Raw genomic sequence first — 18,148 nt, 5'->3', positions numbered from 1 at the left:
GATGCCGCCACAATGTGCTGTCAGGGTAGGTTTTTTGTAAAACATTTGATAAAAGGTACTTGTAGTTAAAAAAAGATATTTCTTCAAGCTAAATTTTCCCAGGGTTGTCATTCCCGCGGAAGCGGGAAACCAGCAATATAGATTCGACTTGAAAGCGCCTAGGCTCCTGGTCAAGCCAGGGATGACAACCTGGAGATTTGTAGTTTAAGAGTTTTTATCTCTTTTCTTCGTATGCACTTAACAAAAAACCTACCCTTATCAGCCCGTTGGGGAGCAATCGCTGCTCTGCAGCCCTGTGGGGGCGTCGCATACCAGCATATTTCTTCCAAAAATAGCTTTATACAATGCTACTCATTATAGTTTAAATGAACTTTGCTGCCAGTTTTTTTTGTAAACGATAACGACGATAGAAAAGTAATTTTTCGCGTCGATGCCACGGATTTTTTGCCCTTATGTGTTTTTCTACGTGACGATTTATTCTTTTTTCCCATTCTAAATGAAAACGCACACCTAGGTGTTCTTTGCTGTTGTTGCGGCACTCAAACCATAAGTCTTCGAGTTGTAAACAACGAACCTCTACTATTTTATGTGCATTTGCCAGCATTTGAATGATACGCTGTAATTGTAAACGACATTCTTCAATATGCAATTCAATATCGCGTTTCTCGTACATTTTGTTTATGTACTTTGTCATACTTTGTTCATAGTCGGCGGTAGGGAATTGTTCTTCGTCATCCAGGCAGAGAACAATGTGTTTATAGCTCATCAATACTTCCGTGTACATCGTGTATAAATCGCGGCGCGAATAACGCATAAAAAAGGCAAAAATAACAAAATCCTTCCACGGAGTAATTAATTCTGTGGGGTTGGGAATAAAACTCGTTATAAAGTCCCACACTGACTTTTTGGCTGTAGCGGTCATCTGCTGTACGGTGAATATGGATAAGTCGCGTTTCATCTCGTCGAGGCGATAGCGAATTTCTAAGACAAGTTCGAGAGCAAATGTTTCTTGTAGATTACTTTGTGGTAAGGAATTGTTGGTATATGGACAAAAATGCGGCAAACATAGCAGGCGTGAAATCTGGTGGCGCACAACATTGAGGTCTTCGTAAAGCCCCTGTATTTGCCTTTTCTTGTCGCGTCGAGATAGTCGTTTGTGAATACTTTTGCTTATTTTCCACGTACGGTAAATATTATTGATATAACCAGCAACAAATTCGAGAAGGTTGTCAAATAAGTTGATGAGCATCACCACACGTAGACCAATGGTCGCTTGTAAAGTAGAGATGAGTAATCGCGATTGGGCGATGGTTCTCTCCATAATCCCTGGTTGTCCTGCGTCTTCGCTTAAAAAAACCTCAAATAGGGGGATTTCAATTCCCGCCACTTCTTTGGTGCATTTACGTTTCAACCACGTGGCAAAATTTTTCACAACGTTCACCATACCGACGACAATACCTTTTACCGCGAGAAAAGTAAAGGCGACGCTGTAAGCAATCACTCGCGGAACAAAGGCAACGATTTGGAATATGGCATTAAAAACCGAAAAGCCTTTTTTTTTCTCCATTCGCGTAAATTCTTCTGGGGCGTAGAGACCACCAGCGGCAGGTGCACGTCCGGCCGCTCTGGTTACGCTGGGTTGTATGGTCGGTTGTTCTAATGTAGGTTCTTCATCAAATGGTGCTATTTGCCGCTCGTCGGCAAGCTCTTTGAGGTCAGACTTATCGGTAACATCACCATCGATCTCTAGAGGTTCTTTTTGTAAGCCAGTGTCTGACTCAATAAAAGTCTCCATGTCGGGGTCTCCCTCTATTTCGAGGATTTCTCCCGAAGAATCGATCAATACATCGTCGGAAGACTCTAGAACATAAGACCCACTGTCTTCTTCAAATGTGAGTTCCTCTGTCATGGTTTTTTCCTCTGCCGCGGAAGAATCGTCAAAGTCAGAAGAGGAAAAGTCAACCGTTGGTACTGTCGTAGTGGTTGTTGGCTCATCTAAATCATCGATATCTAATAAAGTTTCGGAACGATCTTCTTCTACGATAAGTACTTCATCGCTTGACGAAAGTTCTTCGCTCGAAGGAAGTAGAATCGTTGGTTCCGTCATTCTCCCTTTTGTGCGGTCGTCGATATCTTCCTCACGCTCTTTTTCTTCACGTTTTTTTTCTTCGACCTTTTTTTCTTCGACCTTGCGCGATAACTTTTCCTCTTCAACTTTGCGTAGTTTTTCCTCCTCTATTATTTCGGGCAACGGTTCCTCACGACGCCCTTCGCGTTCCTCTTTGTCTAACTTTTTTTTGGCTTTAAAACGGGCAAATTCCTTGCCCACGTCTCTGGGCATGGCCGCTGCTTTTTTCCCCTTAACTTTTACTTTACTGTATCGTATACGAGAAGGTTTTGGCTTCGGGGGGGCAGGAGGTTCCTCTATGGGAGATTCTTTTAGGCCCAGTGATCTTTGAATCCTGCGAATAGGTAATGTATCGATAAATGAAGGGGTTTTGGCGATTTTTATGTCGCGAAGAACAATGGAATCGAGACCTTCGATATCGCGGTATACCGCCAAATCCGATTTTCGCACGTATAGTTTTTTGTTGCCATATACGGCGATAAGCTGTCCTTGGGCCACCAGTGGTAAAATGGTGTCATCTGTTATTTCGATAAATTTGTCGTTCTCATAACGATGGAGGAGTAATGTGAAAATTTCCGCATAATCGAAGACCACTTCTGTGCGTTGGTAGGATACTTGTAGAATACCTTTGTACACACATTCTAACAGTTGTTTTTTCTCCACCTCAAAGCACTTACAAATACTTTCCAGTGTAGATACCGCAAATAAATACGGATCTATATTCCGGGGGAATGTACGTTTTTTGTATATGTAAACACAGCTTGGTTTGGTGATCACACCGGCAACATGAGAGCGCACACTCTTGTCGTTTACTCTTGCGGATTTGTGTAGCAAAGTTTGTGATACCTTATTCTTTTGTTCTTGTAGGTAAGATACATTGATGCGATTATTCTGCGAAATTTGATGCAAGTAGTACGCGGCTATTTTTTGCTGCGAGGTTTTATTATGAATGTGGTGGAAAAATAAATCGGTGATTTCTTTCCAACGCTTATTGTTACCATGGAAAGCTTCCCATTGCAGTACCGCGACTAAAAAGTCGCGATGTGTATGGTTTTGTATCAATGCGTTGACAATTTGCGATAAATCCATCTCAGAACCTTTCATAAACGACTATTTTTTTAGCTTTTGGGCTTTGTGGACTTTTGCTCTGAGTCTCTTGCGTTCAGGAGATTTTTTCTCTGTGAGTTTTACTGCTTTACGCCAATTGCCGATGGCCAAAGTATATCTTTTCTTTTTGAAAAGTATGTCGGCATATTTTTCATAATACATGATGGCTTTGTCGTTGTTCCCTAAATTTTGATAAGCTAGCGCTAAAAACGAATTTAACCGCGCGACATTCGGAGCAAGTTCAAGAGCTATTTTGTAATCTTCGATCGCTTTGGGGTAATCTTTTAAACCTAAGTATGCGTTTCCACGATACATATATGCCATATGCCCTTTTCTCTTCTCCATGACAACGCTTAGATCTTCAATCGCTTTTTCGTAATTTTTTAACTGGACATGAATTAAACCCCGCCACAGGTACGGTTGATGTGCTTCGACTTTCTTAACAAACACTTTTTCAATTTCTTCTAGGCCTTGTTGGTATTTTTTGTCGTGATATAAAACTTTGGCGAGTAACCAGTAGCCCATACTTATGGTAGAATTGAGACCGATGATTGTGCGACAGTCTTTTTTTGCCTCGTCATACATTTTTAAATCTATATAAATTTCTATACGTGCGGATAAAACAACGATAAATGGATTTTTTTCAATAATGGCGCTGTATTTTTGTAATTTTTGTTTTGGTGAGCCGGGAAAGAGAAAGGCGGTAAAGTATTCATTAGCAATTTGCGGATCAGCGGTGAATAGATTTTTTGGACCGATTTTTCTGAGGTTGTTCATGTATAGTGAAAATTTGTCGGCAAGAGATTGGTCTTGGACGATTTTTTTAACATCCACTAATTCCATGGCATAGGATAATATTTGGCCGTAGATATCGCCTTTGTATCCTTCTTCTTGGTCAATCACTTTGTCTCGTCGAAGAATCTCTCTGTTTTTTCTTTGTAACTCCAGAAAGGCAAGACACAAAATCACAATAATTGACACCAGGGAAATAAACAATGCACCGACTAAACCGGAGGCTAATTTGTTACGCGATACTAGTTTTCTGAACCTATCCACACGTGTGTATGGTTTGGCCTGTATTGGACGGTTTTGTACAAAGTTTTGTAAATCTCTGGCGAATTCTGTGGCAGAGGTGTATCTCTTCGCTGGTTTTTTATGCAAGCACTTTAAACTAATCGCTTCCAAATACGGAGAAATGTCGGGGTTTAAATCTCTAGGAGGTATGGGATCTTCCATCATAATTTGCGCAAGTATGTTAATCGAAGTTTCGCCCTCGAAAGGAGGTCGTCCCGTTAGCCCCTCGTACAAAACGGCACCAAGAGAGTATATGTCGTTGGTTGGTTTCACAATTCCCTGTACTTGTTCTGGAGGCATGTAGGCGGGTGTACCAATCACCGAGCCACTTTTCGAAAGTTGTTGATCTTCTTCCACTTTCGCAAGTCCAAAGTCCATCAGTTTGGCAACGTGATTTTTGGTGATCATAATGTTCGATGGTTTGATATCGCGGTGTATGATACCAGCCTTATGCGTCACTGACAAAGCTTTTGCGGTGTCGATGATCACCTTTATGAGTTGCTGTGTGTTTATTTGTGACATTTTTATCAGCGTAGATAAGTCACTTCCTTCGATGTATTCCATTGCAATAAATGGCGTCGGAGCAAGACCAGTATCGTAAATTTTAATGATATTTTCGTGATCTAATTGTGCCATTGCCCGTGCTTCACGTAAAAAGCGCTTTACTTCGGACTGCGAGACCCCTTGTCCTGTAATGATTTTAATGGCAACAGGACGTTGTAACTTATTGTCGAAAGCTTGGTAAACTGCTCCCATCCCTCCGGCGCCTATTTGTTTGTAAATAGTGTATTGCCCGAACATTTTTGTGTTATTCGGTTGCGTCATGATTTTCTTTCTGTTTAGCAATTCTGAGTAAATAAAACGCATACTTTATTTACTCAGAATCTATTGTTAGCACTCTAGTTTCCCAGTAAAGAATTCAGTTTCTCATATGCTAGTAAAATGTAAATATCTTTATTTTTTTTGAATAACTCGGGGCCAAATTTGCCCTGAAAACTACTTTCTTCTTGAGTTTCGTACACAAATTTTTTCACACCCGCCATCTCTTCGGCGCTGAGTTGTCTGTTATTTACGCAATGGTGGATTTCTTCTACAAATTTTGCGCTGTCGTTGTGTTTGTCGATGACCGGTTGTAATCTTTCGTATACGTAGTCGAGATAAAGTCTTATTTTGTCGCGTACCACATCTTTTTTGAAAGAATCGAAACTGCTGTTGTCGGTAAAAATAGGATCGAGAATTGCTTTGGCTCGCTGATACTGTTGTTCTTTTATGAAGTTTATCTGATTTTCGCCATCGTAACTCATCATGTAAAACCACGCGCCAGCACCGGCCGCTATGAGTAAAATAACAACAATGGCCAATATAGCCGCCTCTCCGGTTGTGTTTGATTTTCGCATTATCTTTTATCCTTTATGTTAGAGTTGCTATTGATAAAATTTTTATAAAGCTGCAAAACGCCCACATAGTAAGCGATCGCTTTGTATTGATTTACTTTTCCCTCGCTGATAATTTTTTGTTTTACGTTTGTTTCTACGCTGTTATTTTGTGCATCGTACACAAATCCCGGTTCGTAGTTATTGAGCCATTCGCGCAAACTTTGATCGCTGTCGGCGATTTCTAAGAACATTTGTAGTCCGTCATCAAACATGTCTTCGGCTGCCAATTTGTGAAAAACTTGTTCGATCACAGGATAGCGACCGTGTACCCATGCACGTATGCCCTGGCTTGCACGTAGTTTTTTACTCAAGACTTCACGTACGGCATTTTTGAGAAGTTGTTGTTGGGCAGCCATATTGTCTTGCTGTTGCCGGTTTTTTTGTTGCAATTGCGCCACTTGCGCCTGATTTTGTTGGGACAGTAACTGTAGTTGTTGATTTTTGCGGTATAAGTGAAAAACACCGAATACAAGAGCAATAACAAGTAAAGTTGTTATTGCCATAAATTTTACGTGTTTATTGTTCAGAGCTTTGACTTCAAGATTTTGTTTGTTGTAAGCCAACGAAAATTCTGTCCAATGGCGCACTTGGGGATCTATTTGTAAAAAGTTGCTACTGGCGATCCATTGTTGTATTTGATCTTTTCTTTGCGAAGACAATATGATGATATTCCAACTTGCTACGGGGTTATTTCTCTTGACGACGAGACTTCCTGTTAATCGAAATGTCTTGCGCCCCGCATGGTCTGTTACGTCGTGGTCCAGGCATGCCGGTAACCAAAAGTTGATATTTTTTTTTGCGTCGCAACCCCACAATAACACTGCATCTATTTCTATTTTGCTGTTTTGCGCTTGGAGAAAGGATTGCTCCTTTAGAAAAGCGTTTAAAGATTCGCGAATTTGTGGCAGAACTTGTGCGGGAAATTCTTTGATGTCGTAGTCTTTTGTGTTACTAATGTCTGTGGTATATCCGCTGCTAAATTCCACTTTCATACGTTTTCTCCGTTTTGGGGTATTTCTTGTTGTTGGATTAAGTGTTTGTTTTGGGTGTTCTTCTCCGTGTTGGTGCCCTCACCATCGAATTTAAGGTTTTAGCTTCGCTAAAAGCCTTAATTCTCATGCCTCTCCCACCGGGAGAGGCGTAACACGTCTGAATTTGTATCCATTCGCTTTCTTTGATGTGTATCACAATGCAACATCCATCAAAAAAGTGTATTGCATGATTGCTTTTGTCTCGCAACTCAAGCGAATTTAGTTTTTTACAGATTGGGTGCCCTCACCATCGAATTTAAGGTTTTAGCTTCGCTAAAAGCCTTAATTCTCATGCCTCTCCCACCGGGAGAGGCGTAACACGTCTGAATTTGTATCCATTCGTTTTCTTTGATGTGTATCACAATGCAACATCCATCAAAAGAGTGTATTGCATGATTGCTTTTGTCTCGCAACTCAAGCGAATTTAGTTTTTTACAAAAGAGAAGCATTACACCTCTCCCTGTGGGAGAGGTATGAGAATAGTAGCTTACAGCGTAGCTGTAACTGCTAATTCGATGGTGAGGGCACCAATACGGAAACAATACTCTTTTCTTATATTGCACCAATCTGAAAACGAATCAACTACTCCTCAGACCAATAATGTAAAAGCCACGGAACAATCCACTCGCTGCACTGTAGTTGCAGCACATATTTCACCTTATTCTTCAACGTTTTAGTGACCACATATTCGTCGGTTTTTTCCGCAACTTTTGTAAACTGCCAAAAGTTGACTTGTTGTTGCTGCAAAATATCATCATCAACAATCTCTTCTTGGTCCGTGTCGCCATCGGAGTCGACCCATGCGTAGTTGACGGTAAGCCACGGATGCCAATCTTTTAGAGTACCTACACCGTCTTTTTCCACAATGAGAAGTTGTTTGTCTAGGGTGATGCGCGTATATAGATAGTAGCGCTCAAAAGTTTCATCGTTCCATTCATTTTCGCACTGCCCGTCACTGAACACAGGATGGTTGCCTTCGTTGTCAAATTTGCAGTCGACAATTTTCAATGACACTTCTTTGGGAGTCGTTATGTTTTTTAACTGTGTGGAACGTTCACTCCATATTTTTACAAATTCTTCGCGCCAGGTGTATTTATCCACGAAACGATACGCGAAAGATGTGTCTTCGGGAAGTTGATCTTTGAGTATTTGTGAAATCCATGCGGTGATGATCTCTAGTTGTTGCGGTACTTTTTGATATTCACTGTTTTTTATTTCGTGAAATTTGCTGCGGAAATATTCGCTAAAGAAATACATAACAACTTCGCAACCAATGTATTTTTGCGGCGGAAGTTGTGAGAGCAATTTCTGAATAGACTGGGTACTGCGTTGCCGTACGTAGGGCGATTGCAAAAATAGATTGTGAAACCATGGTAAATATTCGTTTTTGTTGTCCTTCATCACCAAAGGTTTGGCACTATTTTCTTCCTGCAAAGTGACAAAATAGTCGACAAAGCGCGTTAGTATATATTTCTCTACGTAAAGAGGAATGCAGTCGCGATCGGTATGTAAACGATAACCTTTTAAAGGATCGCGTTCGCGTAGAAAACCGAGAATCAAGTCGAGTTTATCTTTGGTACTGATTTTGTTTTCGGCTTCTTGTTGTAGTGTATCTATCGCTGTTTTCCAATGCTCGTCTTGGGCATACCATGCCTTTTTTTCAATGACATCAAACAGAAGTTGTTTGAAGCGTTGTTCACCACGCGCATCTTTTGCCACGCGAATCCATTTGTTTAATGGATCTAGTCGTTGTGGAAATGTCTCATTGAATGCTTGGGTGTTGACATTTTCCAAGGCCAACGCACAGCGATATTCGATGAGAAAACGCAAGTGGTGTGCCACAACGTGCTCTTCTGCGGCGATGGTTGAAAATATATAAACGACATTAATGTAGGCAACAGGATCATTGCCTTTCAGTTTCTTGTACTCTGACCAACAATTTTCCGCGACATCGAGAAATTTTCCCATTTGTTGTACTTGGTCTACTGTTATATGCGAATGTATTTGAATCTTGGTGAGTATGCGCAACCAATTGCGGCGTCTGCGAATTTCTTTGTCTGTTTCTTTCTCAATATTGGTGATAATATCACGACTGGTATTTGCCTGTGGTGTTATGTTGTTGAGAATGTTTTTTTTGGTAATGCGATTTCCCTGTAGGCGCTCGTGAATTGCTGTGGCAATTTGTGCAAAAGAAGAGGTGATTTTCTCTTTGTAGAAAAAGCCGTAACCAAACGCGGAACGCGGGGATTTTTTTAGAAACATTCTCATACGATCTATTTTGCCTTCGATTTCTTGTATACTGCCGTCCATGGCTGTAGGGGAAATATCGGCGACAAATTGTAGTTTTAGCTTATGGTAACGATAATGATCAAACGTTTCTGCGATGAGAATAAGACAGGCAAATACACTGACAATGCCTGCAAACAAACTCAAATACGTCTTACGCGTTTTTTTCTTCTTTTGTTTTTGCATTAACAAATATACGTCTTGGTAAAAATCGCGGAATCCGGTAATGTCACCGTCATAGTGCTTGGATTGCGGCGTTTTGCTTTGGAGTCGCGCATATGGTTTTATATGTGAAGAAAATTCCAAAATGGGGGCAAAACGCTTGGCATTTTTTTGTAAAAACTCTTTGGCCGAAGATGGATTTTTTGCAATGAGGTCTGTCTTGGTAATGGCAAGCCATACCGGGAAATTGCTTTTGCCTTTTGCTGCCCTTTCGATTGCTTGGGTATAGGCATTGTACATTTGTACATGATCGTTTTGCGGAGGATTTTTCCCATCAATGTACAACAAAACCCCACAAGAATTTTGTATTTTCTTTTGTAGGTCTAAACCACGCTGATTGTTTTGTTGGAATTTTTCAAAATCTCCACCAGGAACATCGTACATGCGCACTAGGTGCTTTGCATCTTGTACATCTGCCTCTTCAACATGTTTGTAATGAATGTTGAGAAAGCAATCTTCAGGCCCCAATGTCGGTGTTGTTCCTTCGCGAATGAACTTATCTACCATGTGATATGTGTGGCGATGTGTGGGTTCGTCGGCAATAAAAGTATCCAATTCGCGAAGTTCCAATTCGGTTTTGTCTTCGACAAAGCTTCCCCAGATGCGTTTGCATTTTTTGTTGTTGAGCTTATCTATCAGTTGCACAATACCGGTTGTTTTACCAGCACCACTGTGCCCTAGTACCGCGATCTCCACATCAATTTTTTCGCGGCGGAACTTTTTATATGCGTAGAAACCATATATTCCCAAAATAAGAAAAACTACAGAGCTACCCGCTAGTAGTAAAGTCATTTAAATCTTAACCTCCAAATTCATAGCATAGGATGAGAAAGAAAATCAACAATATGCCCAACATGTTGCAGATGTTTGCGCGGGTTAAAAATTTTATGGTATCCATTGGATTGGATTTTTTGCGTGTACCATAATAAAAGCTGATAATACCAATGGCGAATCCCGTAACCGCTGTTTTTAGAGTAAACATTCCAAAGCCTTTAAAAAATGGAAAAGAGCCAAGGCTACTCCAAAATGTTTGTTGCCACACATAGTAACTGCAAAGTGGATTTAATACCAAGGAAGTAATGAGTGTACCGCATGCCGCAGCTAGAAATGAGAGGTACGACAGCAATAAACATCCCAGAACGAAGGAAAACAGTACTTGTGGTAGAAAAAATAATGTCGGATTTACCCCAAAGTTGCGCAGTGCGTCCCATTGTTTGGTGTTACTATCGTGTATTGCCGAAAGATAAGCGGTGATCGCCGTTCCCGAACGCGAAGCAATGAGTATACAGCTAATGAGTGGAATAAGCGCGTTAAACATAATAATACCGAGTCCGGTGAGCATTTCACGGTAAAAAGCCGGTAGCATAAAATCTTTGACCTGAACATTTTCCCCCGACTCTAGATGAATTTCTCCGAAGTTGGTGTTGAGAGTAAAGTAGGTAATGACAATCCCCAAGAAAAATCCGGCGATAATGTTGTACGGTAGCGAAAGAGTGACAAGGCGATGAAATATATTTTTGAAAAATTTCATGAACCATTGTATACGCCGCGAAAGGAACATGTTCTTTGCCTGCGAAAGCGTTTTGCCAATTTCACCAAACATGTTGCTCCATTTCACATCAAATGCTTTGTTTTGACGTTTGATGGCTTCTTTATCATCTATAATACGTGGGGCAATTTTACTCATACTGGCATGGAGTTTGTGCTCTATCTCTTTCAAAATTTCTTGTTTTTCTTCTTCACTTTTTCCCTTTAAACCGTAATTTTCAATCGTGTGATCATGGATGAACCAAATGCGGTCGGCTATTTTGGGGGGCTCTTTGTAGTCGTGGGTAATGATAATCGTGAGAGATGAAGTTTCTTTGTGTACTTCGCGTATTAAATTGAGCGACTCTTTCACCGAAAGTGGATCCAAAGCCGAAGTTGGTTCATCTAAAATCATGACACTAGGGGCATAGGCGAGTAAACGTGCTAAGGCGACGCGTTGGCGTTGTCCTCCAGAAAGGTTACCTGGATAGCGATCCACAAACTTTTCCAGGCCCAATTTATCTGTGGTTTCTTTAAACCATTTCTTGAAATTACTGGCGCTGCGATTGCTATTTTTGGAATGATCATAGGCAAAGCGAATGTTTTCTTTTACGGTGAGGTCATCAAAAAGCCCCAGAGCTTGAAACATAATTCCGATTTTGCCTTCGAGAACTTGTGGATATAGATTTTCCTTCATATCGACGAACTCGGCATCTTGTTGTAATTTCACCCGAAATTGTGCGTTTTCGCGATCCTTCTCCACCATAATTTGTGGATGGTCGTATTTGATAAAGCCAAGTAATATATTTGTAAGAAGCGACTTTCCGCTACCACTAGGACCTAGTAGAAGTACCACATCTTCGGTGTCGGCATGTGTCGATATGTTTTGCAATATTGTTTGTATCCGCGGAGACTCCTGGGAAAAATCCAGGAGATTTATGTCCAAGTCTTTTATGTTTATTATTGTTTTACTCACCATCTGTCCCTTCAATATAACAAATCACACTGCTCTCGGGGCTATTTTGCCAGTTGTATTCATAACCGTTGTTCACTGCTTCGTCGTCTCTTAGCGGAAAGTAAGCAATTTGCGGCTCGCGTTTGCCCAAAAGTCTTTCGCGGGCAAATGTCAAAAACGCCGGATTCACACCGGTTTTGTTTTTGTTGAGAAGCACTTTGGAGGTCATACCCACAACTTGTTTCTCTACCATTTCTTTTGTACCACGCAGTAAATTCGACACTTCAGGATCTGTGGCCATTTCTTGAAGTGCGGCGAAAAAAGCTTCCGCAGATTCTTTGCCGTAACGATCTTGGACGTATTTTTTTAACTTCTGATCGTACCATAACGCCCGTAGTCCAAGACCCAACTTGGAGCTGAGTTGTATTTTTTTCGCAAAGTCTACGGGAATTTTTTTGGCAGCGGTATCGTTTTTGCGTACAGTATCTTTGATGGAACGAAATGTCTCTCCCCAGCCAATTTCAAAAGCCTTGTCCTGAGCACTAGATAAGGTTTGACGCATGAGTTTGTCACGGTCTAGTAATACGCGGTACATTAAATGAAAACCGTTTAAAGCACTGCCAAAAAAAGTGCGACTTTTGTATTTGTTGGCTTCGTCTCCTAAACGTTCTGCGCCACCAATCCATAAGCCCTCCATCGCTCCAAAAAAGATGTTACGGTACTTCATATCGGCGAGTAGTTTCTCCACTTCTTCTGACTTACTTATTCCTTTTAGGGCCCCTTCGAAATCTATTTTTTGCAAAATTTCGGTGTTTAGTGTAGCAAAAATTCGGTCTTGAATAAATTTATCGTTTAAAATCTGACGCACTTTGTTTTTGTCAATTCCTTTTTCTTCCATTTTTTTGACAAAAATATCGAGAATTTTTTGGTAGTTTTCTTTTTGATGACTACTAACAACCACCGCCAAATCTTGCCACTTTCCATAAACTTTTATGTCTGTATCTTCTTTTACAACTAGATACAGTGAGGCTTTTGTTTCCTTGTCGACTATCTGCCACTTGCTATGTGGTGTGACAATATTGATATTCGCTTCTTCAATGTCCAAACCACGAGAGGTAAATTCTTTGCGTATTGTCTCGTCGACATGCTTTTTGTCGAAGGTAGCGGCATATTCGTGATCAAGAGAAAACAGGAATTGTCTTTCGCCCTCATCATTTAAAGATTTGAGAAGCAATGTATAAAAAGATGGCGACGCGTGTAGTAATTTAAATTTTGTATTTTTACGCAAAACGCGCCCACGATGTTTGTCGAGAACACTTACCTTGAGATATTTATACCCTTTTTCGTTTTGTGAATCCTCTATCCCTTCGACAAAACCGGCAAGCTCCAGATTTGGTGTATAACTATACAAGTGCGTTCCTGTGGGAAAAAATTTGGCATAGGTTTCGGGAACATGGAGTTTGACATGCGCGTTATCATTAAAAGGTGTGCGCATTTTAATATTGCTATACACTGTTTTTGCAATAACGAGAACATTCCATAACACAAATGCTCCGATAAATAAAGACAAGGCGAGAAAAATTCGATATTTTTTCTCTTTGCGTCCGGTTATTTTCAAAAAGAAGTGATAGAGTTTTTTCATGAAAAATCCTTCCAGGTACAGAAGCGATGGTTGAGATTAAATTTGTTTACAATAAAGAAACTTTTCTTTATATACTACATACGAAATAAAAAAGTTCAAGTTTGCGAAAATTTTAAATATAAAAATTGTATAAACGATAAAATTATGAAGAAAAAAATAGTAAAAGGAAAATCGCTACAAAGAATACAACCGCATACAAAATATATGGGGTGTGCTTTTTATCTAGAGGATCTGTGTGGCGACGATTTGATAGGTGTCGAATTTGACAATTGTTCTTTTCGCGGTTGGCTAAGCGATTGGGGAAAAGACAGCTATGGTTTGTGGATGGCATTCACCTATGAAAACGTGCGTCATGTCTTTCGCTGGATTGAATCAGGAACTTTTTGGATGGGGTCTCCTAGTGACCAAGCCGGTAGATCAGGCAACGAGCGCCGGCATCAAGTTACCCTTGAACATGGTTTTTGGCTAGCAGAAACAGCATGTACACAACAGCTATGGGAAGCGGTGATGAAAAGCAATCCCAGTAAATTTTTAGGCGAAAACTGTCCGGTGGATAGTGTCACGTGGAATAACTGTGTCAATTTTATCGATACGTTGAATGCAAAAATACCACAGTTGAATTTGTGTTTGCCCAGTGAAGCTCAGTGGGAATATGCGTGTCGTGCAGGGACAACAACACGTTTTAGTTTTGGCGATGAGGTGACGACAAAGCAAGTAAATTATGGTCGGATGCGTTACGATAGCAATGAAGAATACAATGGAAAAACGATTGATGTAAAAGAGCTACCATGTAATGCGTGGGGGTTATATCAAATGCATGGCAATGTTTTAGAATGGTGCAATGACTGGTATGGCAATTATAGCGACAAAGCACAAATAAACCCCACTGGTCCGGAAAAGGGAACGTGTAAAGTGTCGCGTGGCGGAAGTTGGTACAATAATATGGAAGCTTCGCGTTGTGCATACCGCCACGACTTAGAACCGAATGTGACCGGAAGTGCGATTGGTTTTCGTTTATCAAGACGTTATCCCTAAACATGAAATGGTTGTGTTGTATGTGTCTGTATACAATCAAACATCGATAATGTTCATGAAAATTTTGTGAATTGTGACTTTTTAGTTGCTTTCGTCTAGATGGCGCAATGCTTTTCTTGCACTTAGCACAAATGAAGGGGAACCTGTTTGTGATATTTCTTGTAGAACACTCCGTGCGCGTTCGTCTCCCATGTTGCCTAGGGCTGTTGCGGCAATGGCTACCATCTTCGGATTATTGTCTTCTAAGTTAGGAAAGATGACGGGAATGGCTTCTTTGGCATTTTCTCCCATTTTTCCGAGAATATGAATAGAGTACATTTTCGTTTCTTCGTTGCCACCTTGAATGAGTTCGATCAATTGTGAAATTGTTGTGGTGTCTTTGAGATCTCCCAGGGCGTGCATGGCATAGTAACGGACGTTGTAATTTGGATCCTCACACATGAGCTTTAATAGGTGTGGTACAGAGCGGCGATCATGAATTTCACCTAGAGTGTTGGCGGTGATCTCGCGGATGTTGTCGTTTGTACTCTTTAAAAATGTGATTAGGTCGGGAATGAAAACTTGTGCATTATTCGCGTAGCGTAGGGATAGAATGATATAGTATTGCGTATTAGAGCAGCTATTGTGTAGTTTGTCGCGAACAATTTGAATGACAGAGGGGCACTGAGTGATGACATTTCCCAGAGCTTGAGCAGCGCTGTATTTAAGTTCATCTTTAGCAAATAGATTTATTAACTGAGGCACCACAGCGACATCCACGTTTTCTGCTGTGATTAATGTTTGTAGGTATTCTTTGTCCATTTGCCCATCTCCTACCTATTGTTTGCGATTAGACCGGGTAATATGTGCACATGCGCTAAATAACATTATATTTGACCAAAAATGTGCACCGTATGCTTGCAGAAAGGCACTGTAGTGTTTTCCCCATAGAAAAGATCCACTGAAGGTATGAAAAAAACAACTGACAATGAGCAGATAGAAAACGGTTGTTTTTGTGGCATTTTTGATCGAAAATAAATGGGACAATAAAAAGATGTGTGGAAGGATTAGCAATATTTGGTGGTGCTTCCAGGTTCTTTCCGACATAAGTAGCATCGCCAAAAATACCATGGCGAATTCTCCCAGATAACCAATATGTGAGCGGTCTTCATTGGTTTGTGCGCATACCCATATGGCGACAAATAAGGCGATACACGCTATTTTTATCAGGAGAGCTACTTGCGACGGTGCCAAAGAGATTATGTTGATTTTATGTGCACCTCGTGTAATGGCGACACAATCGCTAAATAAACGGTGAAAAATTCCTGTTAGCGACTGGTTATTGTGGTTGACTTGCATTTGCAAAACTTCGCCAGAGATAAAAGGATAGAGCATTTGCTCTCCCCAACCGACGATTAGGTCATTGTTGTAATCCCAACCGATAAACATTGCCGGGAGCACAAATAAAAACAATAAAATACCCACAATAGAGAATATCGCAATGCGCCACTGTTTTTTTACGATAAAATAGGGAATAAATAGCAACGGTGTTACTTTTAAAACACTTGCTAAACCTATGGTCAATCCACATAGCGCGTCTTTATGATTTTGGAAGAACCACAAAGACAGCACCACCAGACCACCGATAAATAGATTGACGTTGCCGTGTGTCATGTCGCTTGCGAATATACGAAATGTCAAAGCCACAGCTAAGATTTTTGCCCAGTTGGGAAAATGGTGAGCATAACTAAGGGCTACATAAACAATCAAAATAGCCCATAGTAATTTAAATATCATCCACGAAAGTGAACCTGGTATTTTTCCCAAAGCATAAAAAGGTTTTAGAATGAGTAGCATCATGGGCAAATTAGGATACTCATCTTTTTTTTCCATTTTTTGGCGTACGTCAAAAGGGTAATACAGCATCTCTTTGTTGTCAAGTTTCTTACAAAAACGTGACCAACGAACAAATGCTGTGCGATTTTGTTTTTCGGTATCGGTGATTTTCTTCATCACTTTGATGACCGAAAATACAAACATTGATGTGAATATCAATGCAATGATAACGCGTGTTTTGTCTGAAAACATTACGTCGAAATTACCCTTCCTTTGAGAAGTCGCGTCACTTTGTTTACTTTTACAATTACTGCGGGACGTATTTCACGTAGTACGGTGCCAGGGGCCACATCTCTTTTATTTTGGAAAATGACATTGCCGACATATTTATTGATACTTGTCAATGTATCGTTATTTGGAGAAAAATCGCGTACGAAGATGTTATTTTCTTTGCGTACATAAGGGCGCCAGCTCTGTACCCTACGGCGCAAACGATCAAAGAAGGAGTATCCTTTTGGTCGTCCATCATCATGAAAAATGCTCCAAAAACATTCTTCGATACGCCAATAGTTGGTTGCAATTCGATAAATGGATTCTTCGCCGCGGATTGCGTTTTTAAGCGCTTCGCGACGGCGTTCGATTTCTGTAATGATACTGTCGCGACAGTCATTTAAGGGTTGAACGCTACCTTTATTGATTGTTTCTATAGAGCAATAAACATTTTCTTGAATATCCAGATAACTAAGGAGAATATCCACCTCACCTAAAATACCACTCCAATGTAGTGGTAGGTCTTTGTCTGGATAATCTTTGGGTAGTTCACCGTTTTTTGGTAGGGTCACCAAAGTGATGGGAGACACAATCTCAACGTCGTCTTTGCGTAATCCTGGACGGATGAGAATATTTTCTCGCGATTTTGCTTTGGGACGGAATGAATAGATGATTTTGCCTTGCGCTTCGGGAATACGACCGTACTTAACTGGAAACACTTCATAGTCATCTTGCGAGGCTTGATCGCGTAACATTTTCCAATAACGATCGAAACGTCGTAGCTTTTCTTTGAGGGACTTAATACTTAACGAAGCGCTTGCCAAATTACTGCGGACATCTGTTGCGCGTAGTACAAAACTCTTGAGATGTTTTTCGATGTCATTGTCATCGTCCAAGTGAATGTAGAACCACTTATCTACTTTTTTATTCCATCTTTCGGCTAAGTACTCGTAGGAGTTTTTAGATTCTATTTCAATGGTGTCTTGGGTTTCGAACAGCGACTCTTGCAGTTGCGATTCCTGGGGCCAATTATCAATTTCCATTTCTCCGGTGTCTTCAATGGCCTTTGTTATTTGAGACTCTTGGGTACCGCTTTGTAGGAAATCTTCGTCACTCTCTTCGTAGAACGTAATGATACTTTCTGATAAGGAGATGGTATCCACAGAAACATTTTGCGGTATTTCCGCATCTTTTGCTTCCTTTATGGACGACACATCTATTTTTACATCGGTGTCTTTGCCGTCTTTGTTAGGAGATACGTCTATTTTTATCTCTGTATCTTTGGCTGCATCTATTACCTTTATGTCTTCTCTGTTTGAAGATACATCTATTTGCACTTCCGTGGTTATTTGTAAAATATTGTCTATTCTACGCGCTGCTTGTTGCGCCTCCTGGGCAAATTTAGAATCTTCATGTAGTGAACACACTTCTCTCAACAAATTGAGCGAATGAATTAGGATATTTTTCCTATTTGTCTTTTGATCTTTCAGAAGATTTTTTATTAGATCTTCAAATGGCGTGTGTGGAGGTGTCAATTGGTTTGCCTTTCACATTTAAACAGGCAAAATATGCGAAATGAAAAGCAGGACTACTTTTACTTTCGTAGCCCTGCTTTACTAT

11 protein-coding genes are annotated in these 18,148 nt (G+C 40.5%); 1 reads left to right on the top strand and 10 read right to left on the bottom strand.

Annotated features, from left to right (window positions below):
• Nucleotides 1-361: 361 nt before the first annotated feature.
• The 7 genes from UABAM_RS26505 to UABAM_RS26475 form a co-directional block, all read right to left on the bottom strand.
• On the bottom strand, nt 362-3,217 hold the full coding sequence (locus tag UABAM_RS26505) for a hypothetical protein (protein ID WP_151971007.1): 2,856 nt from the start codon (nt 3,215-3,217) through the stop codon (nt 362-364).
• A gap of 21 nt (nt 3,218-3,238) precedes the next feature.
• Nucleotides 3,239-5,134: a protein kinase domain-containing protein gene (locus tag UABAM_RS26500; protein WP_173013590.1), complete on the bottom strand. Its 1,896-nt coding sequence runs from the start codon at nt 5,132-5,134 to the stop codon at nt 3,239-3,241.
• Nucleotides 5,135-5,208: 74 nt separating this feature from the next.
• Nucleotides 5,209-5,706, bottom strand: coding sequence for a hypothetical protein (locus UABAM_RS26495; RefSeq protein WP_151971005.1), 498 nt, complete (start codon nt 5,704-5,706; stop codon nt 5,209-5,211).
• On the bottom strand, nt 5,706-6,737 hold the full coding sequence (locus UABAM_RS26490) for a hypothetical protein (protein WP_151971004.1): 1,032 nt from the start codon (nt 6,735-6,737) through the stop codon (nt 5,706-5,708). The genes UABAM_RS26495 and UABAM_RS26490 overlap by 1 nt, the downstream gene beginning before the upstream one ends.
• 621 nt (nt 6,738-7,358) lie before the next feature.
• Entirely contained in the window at nt 7,359-10,076 is a 2,718-nt protein-coding gene (locus UABAM_RS26485; protein ID WP_151971003.1) for a GTPase domain-containing protein, read from the bottom strand.
• A gap of 7 nt (nt 10,077-10,083) precedes the next feature.
• Entirely contained in the window at nt 10,084-11,790 is a 1,707-nt protein-coding gene (locus UABAM_RS26480; RefSeq protein ID WP_151971002.1) for an ATP-binding cassette domain-containing protein, read from the bottom strand.
• On the bottom strand, nt 11,780-13,408 hold the full coding sequence (locus UABAM_RS26475; RefSeq protein ID WP_151971001.1) for a hypothetical protein: 1,629 nt from the start codon (nt 13,406-13,408) through the stop codon (nt 11,780-11,782). Before UABAM_RS26475 ends, UABAM_RS26480 begins: the two co-directional genes overlap by 11 nt.
• A gap of 144 nt (nt 13,409-13,552) precedes the next feature.
• On the opposite strand from UABAM_RS26475, the gene UABAM_RS26470 reads away from it, so the two are divergent.
• Nucleotides 13,553-14,443, top strand: coding sequence for a formylglycine-generating enzyme family protein (locus UABAM_RS26470; RefSeq protein ID WP_151971000.1), 891 nt, complete (start codon nt 13,553-13,555; stop codon nt 14,441-14,443).
• An 81-nt stretch (nt 14,444-14,524) separates the two neighbouring features.
• Here UABAM_RS26470 and UABAM_RS26465 read toward each other — a convergent pair whose 3' ends face one another.
• From UABAM_RS26465 to UABAM_RS26455, 3 genes are read right to left on the bottom strand one after another with little or no spacing between them, the layout of a single operon-like run.
• Nucleotides 14,525-15,244: a HEAT repeat domain-containing protein gene (locus UABAM_RS26465; RefSeq protein WP_151970999.1), complete on the bottom strand. Its 720-nt coding sequence runs from the start codon at nt 15,242-15,244 to the stop codon at nt 14,525-14,527.
• A gap of 15 nt (nt 15,245-15,259) precedes the next feature.
• Nucleotides 15,260-16,510, bottom strand: a complete 1,251-nt coding sequence (locus UABAM_RS26460; RefSeq protein WP_151970998.1) for a glycosyltransferase family 87 protein — start codon at nt 16,508-16,510, stop codon at nt 15,260-15,262.
• Nucleotides 16,510-18,063, bottom strand: a complete 1,554-nt coding sequence (locus UABAM_RS26455; RefSeq protein ID WP_151970997.1) for a hypothetical protein — start codon at nt 18,061-18,063, stop codon at nt 16,510-16,512. Before UABAM_RS26455 ends, UABAM_RS26460 begins: the two co-directional genes overlap by 1 nt.
• Nucleotides 18,064-18,148: the final 85 nt, after the last annotated feature.

It is taken from the genome of Candidatus Uabimicrobium amorphum (assembly GCF_009002475.1).
Lineage (GTDB): Bacteria > Planctomycetota > Uabimicrobiia > Uabimicrobiales > Uabimicrobiaceae > Uabimicrobium > Uabimicrobium amorphum.
Note: the sequence above shows the minus strand (reverse complement) of the source record. Positions and strands in the feature narration are given on the sequence as shown.

Coding starts and splice junctions, on each gene's coding strand:
- UABAM_RS26505 (WP_151971007.1), bottom strand. CDS start 3,217: ATGGATTTATCGCAAATTGTCAACGCATTGATACAAAACCATACACAT.
- UABAM_RS26500 (WP_173013590.1), bottom strand. CDS start 5,134: ATGACGCAACCGAATAACACAAAAATGTTCGGGCAATACACTATTTAC.
- UABAM_RS26495 (WP_151971005.1), bottom strand. CDS start 5,706: ATGCGAAAATCAAACACAACCGGAGAGGCGGCTATATTGGCCATTGTT.
- UABAM_RS26490 (WP_151971004.1), bottom strand. CDS start 6,737: ATGAAAGTGGAATTTAGCAGCGGATATACCACAGACATTAGTAACACA.
- UABAM_RS26485 (WP_151971003.1), bottom strand. CDS start 10,076: ATGACTTTACTACTAGCGGGTAGCTCTGTAGTTTTTCTTATTTTGGGA.
- UABAM_RS26480 (WP_151971002.1), bottom strand. CDS start 11,790: ATGGTGAGTAAAACAATAATAAACATAAAAGACTTGGACATAAATCTC.
- UABAM_RS26475 (WP_151971001.1), bottom strand. CDS start 13,408: ATGAAAAAACTCTATCACTTCTTTTTGAAAATAACCGGACGCAAAGAG.
- UABAM_RS26470 (WP_151971000.1), top strand. CDS start 13,553: ATGAAGAAAAAAATAGTAAAAGGAAAATCGCTACAAAGAATACAACCG.
- UABAM_RS26465 (WP_151970999.1), bottom strand. CDS start 15,244: ATGGACAAAGAATACCTACAAACATTAATCACAGCAGAAAACGTGGAT.
- UABAM_RS26460 (WP_151970998.1), bottom strand. CDS start 16,510: ATGTTTTCAGACAAAACACGCGTTATCATTGCATTGATATTCACATCA.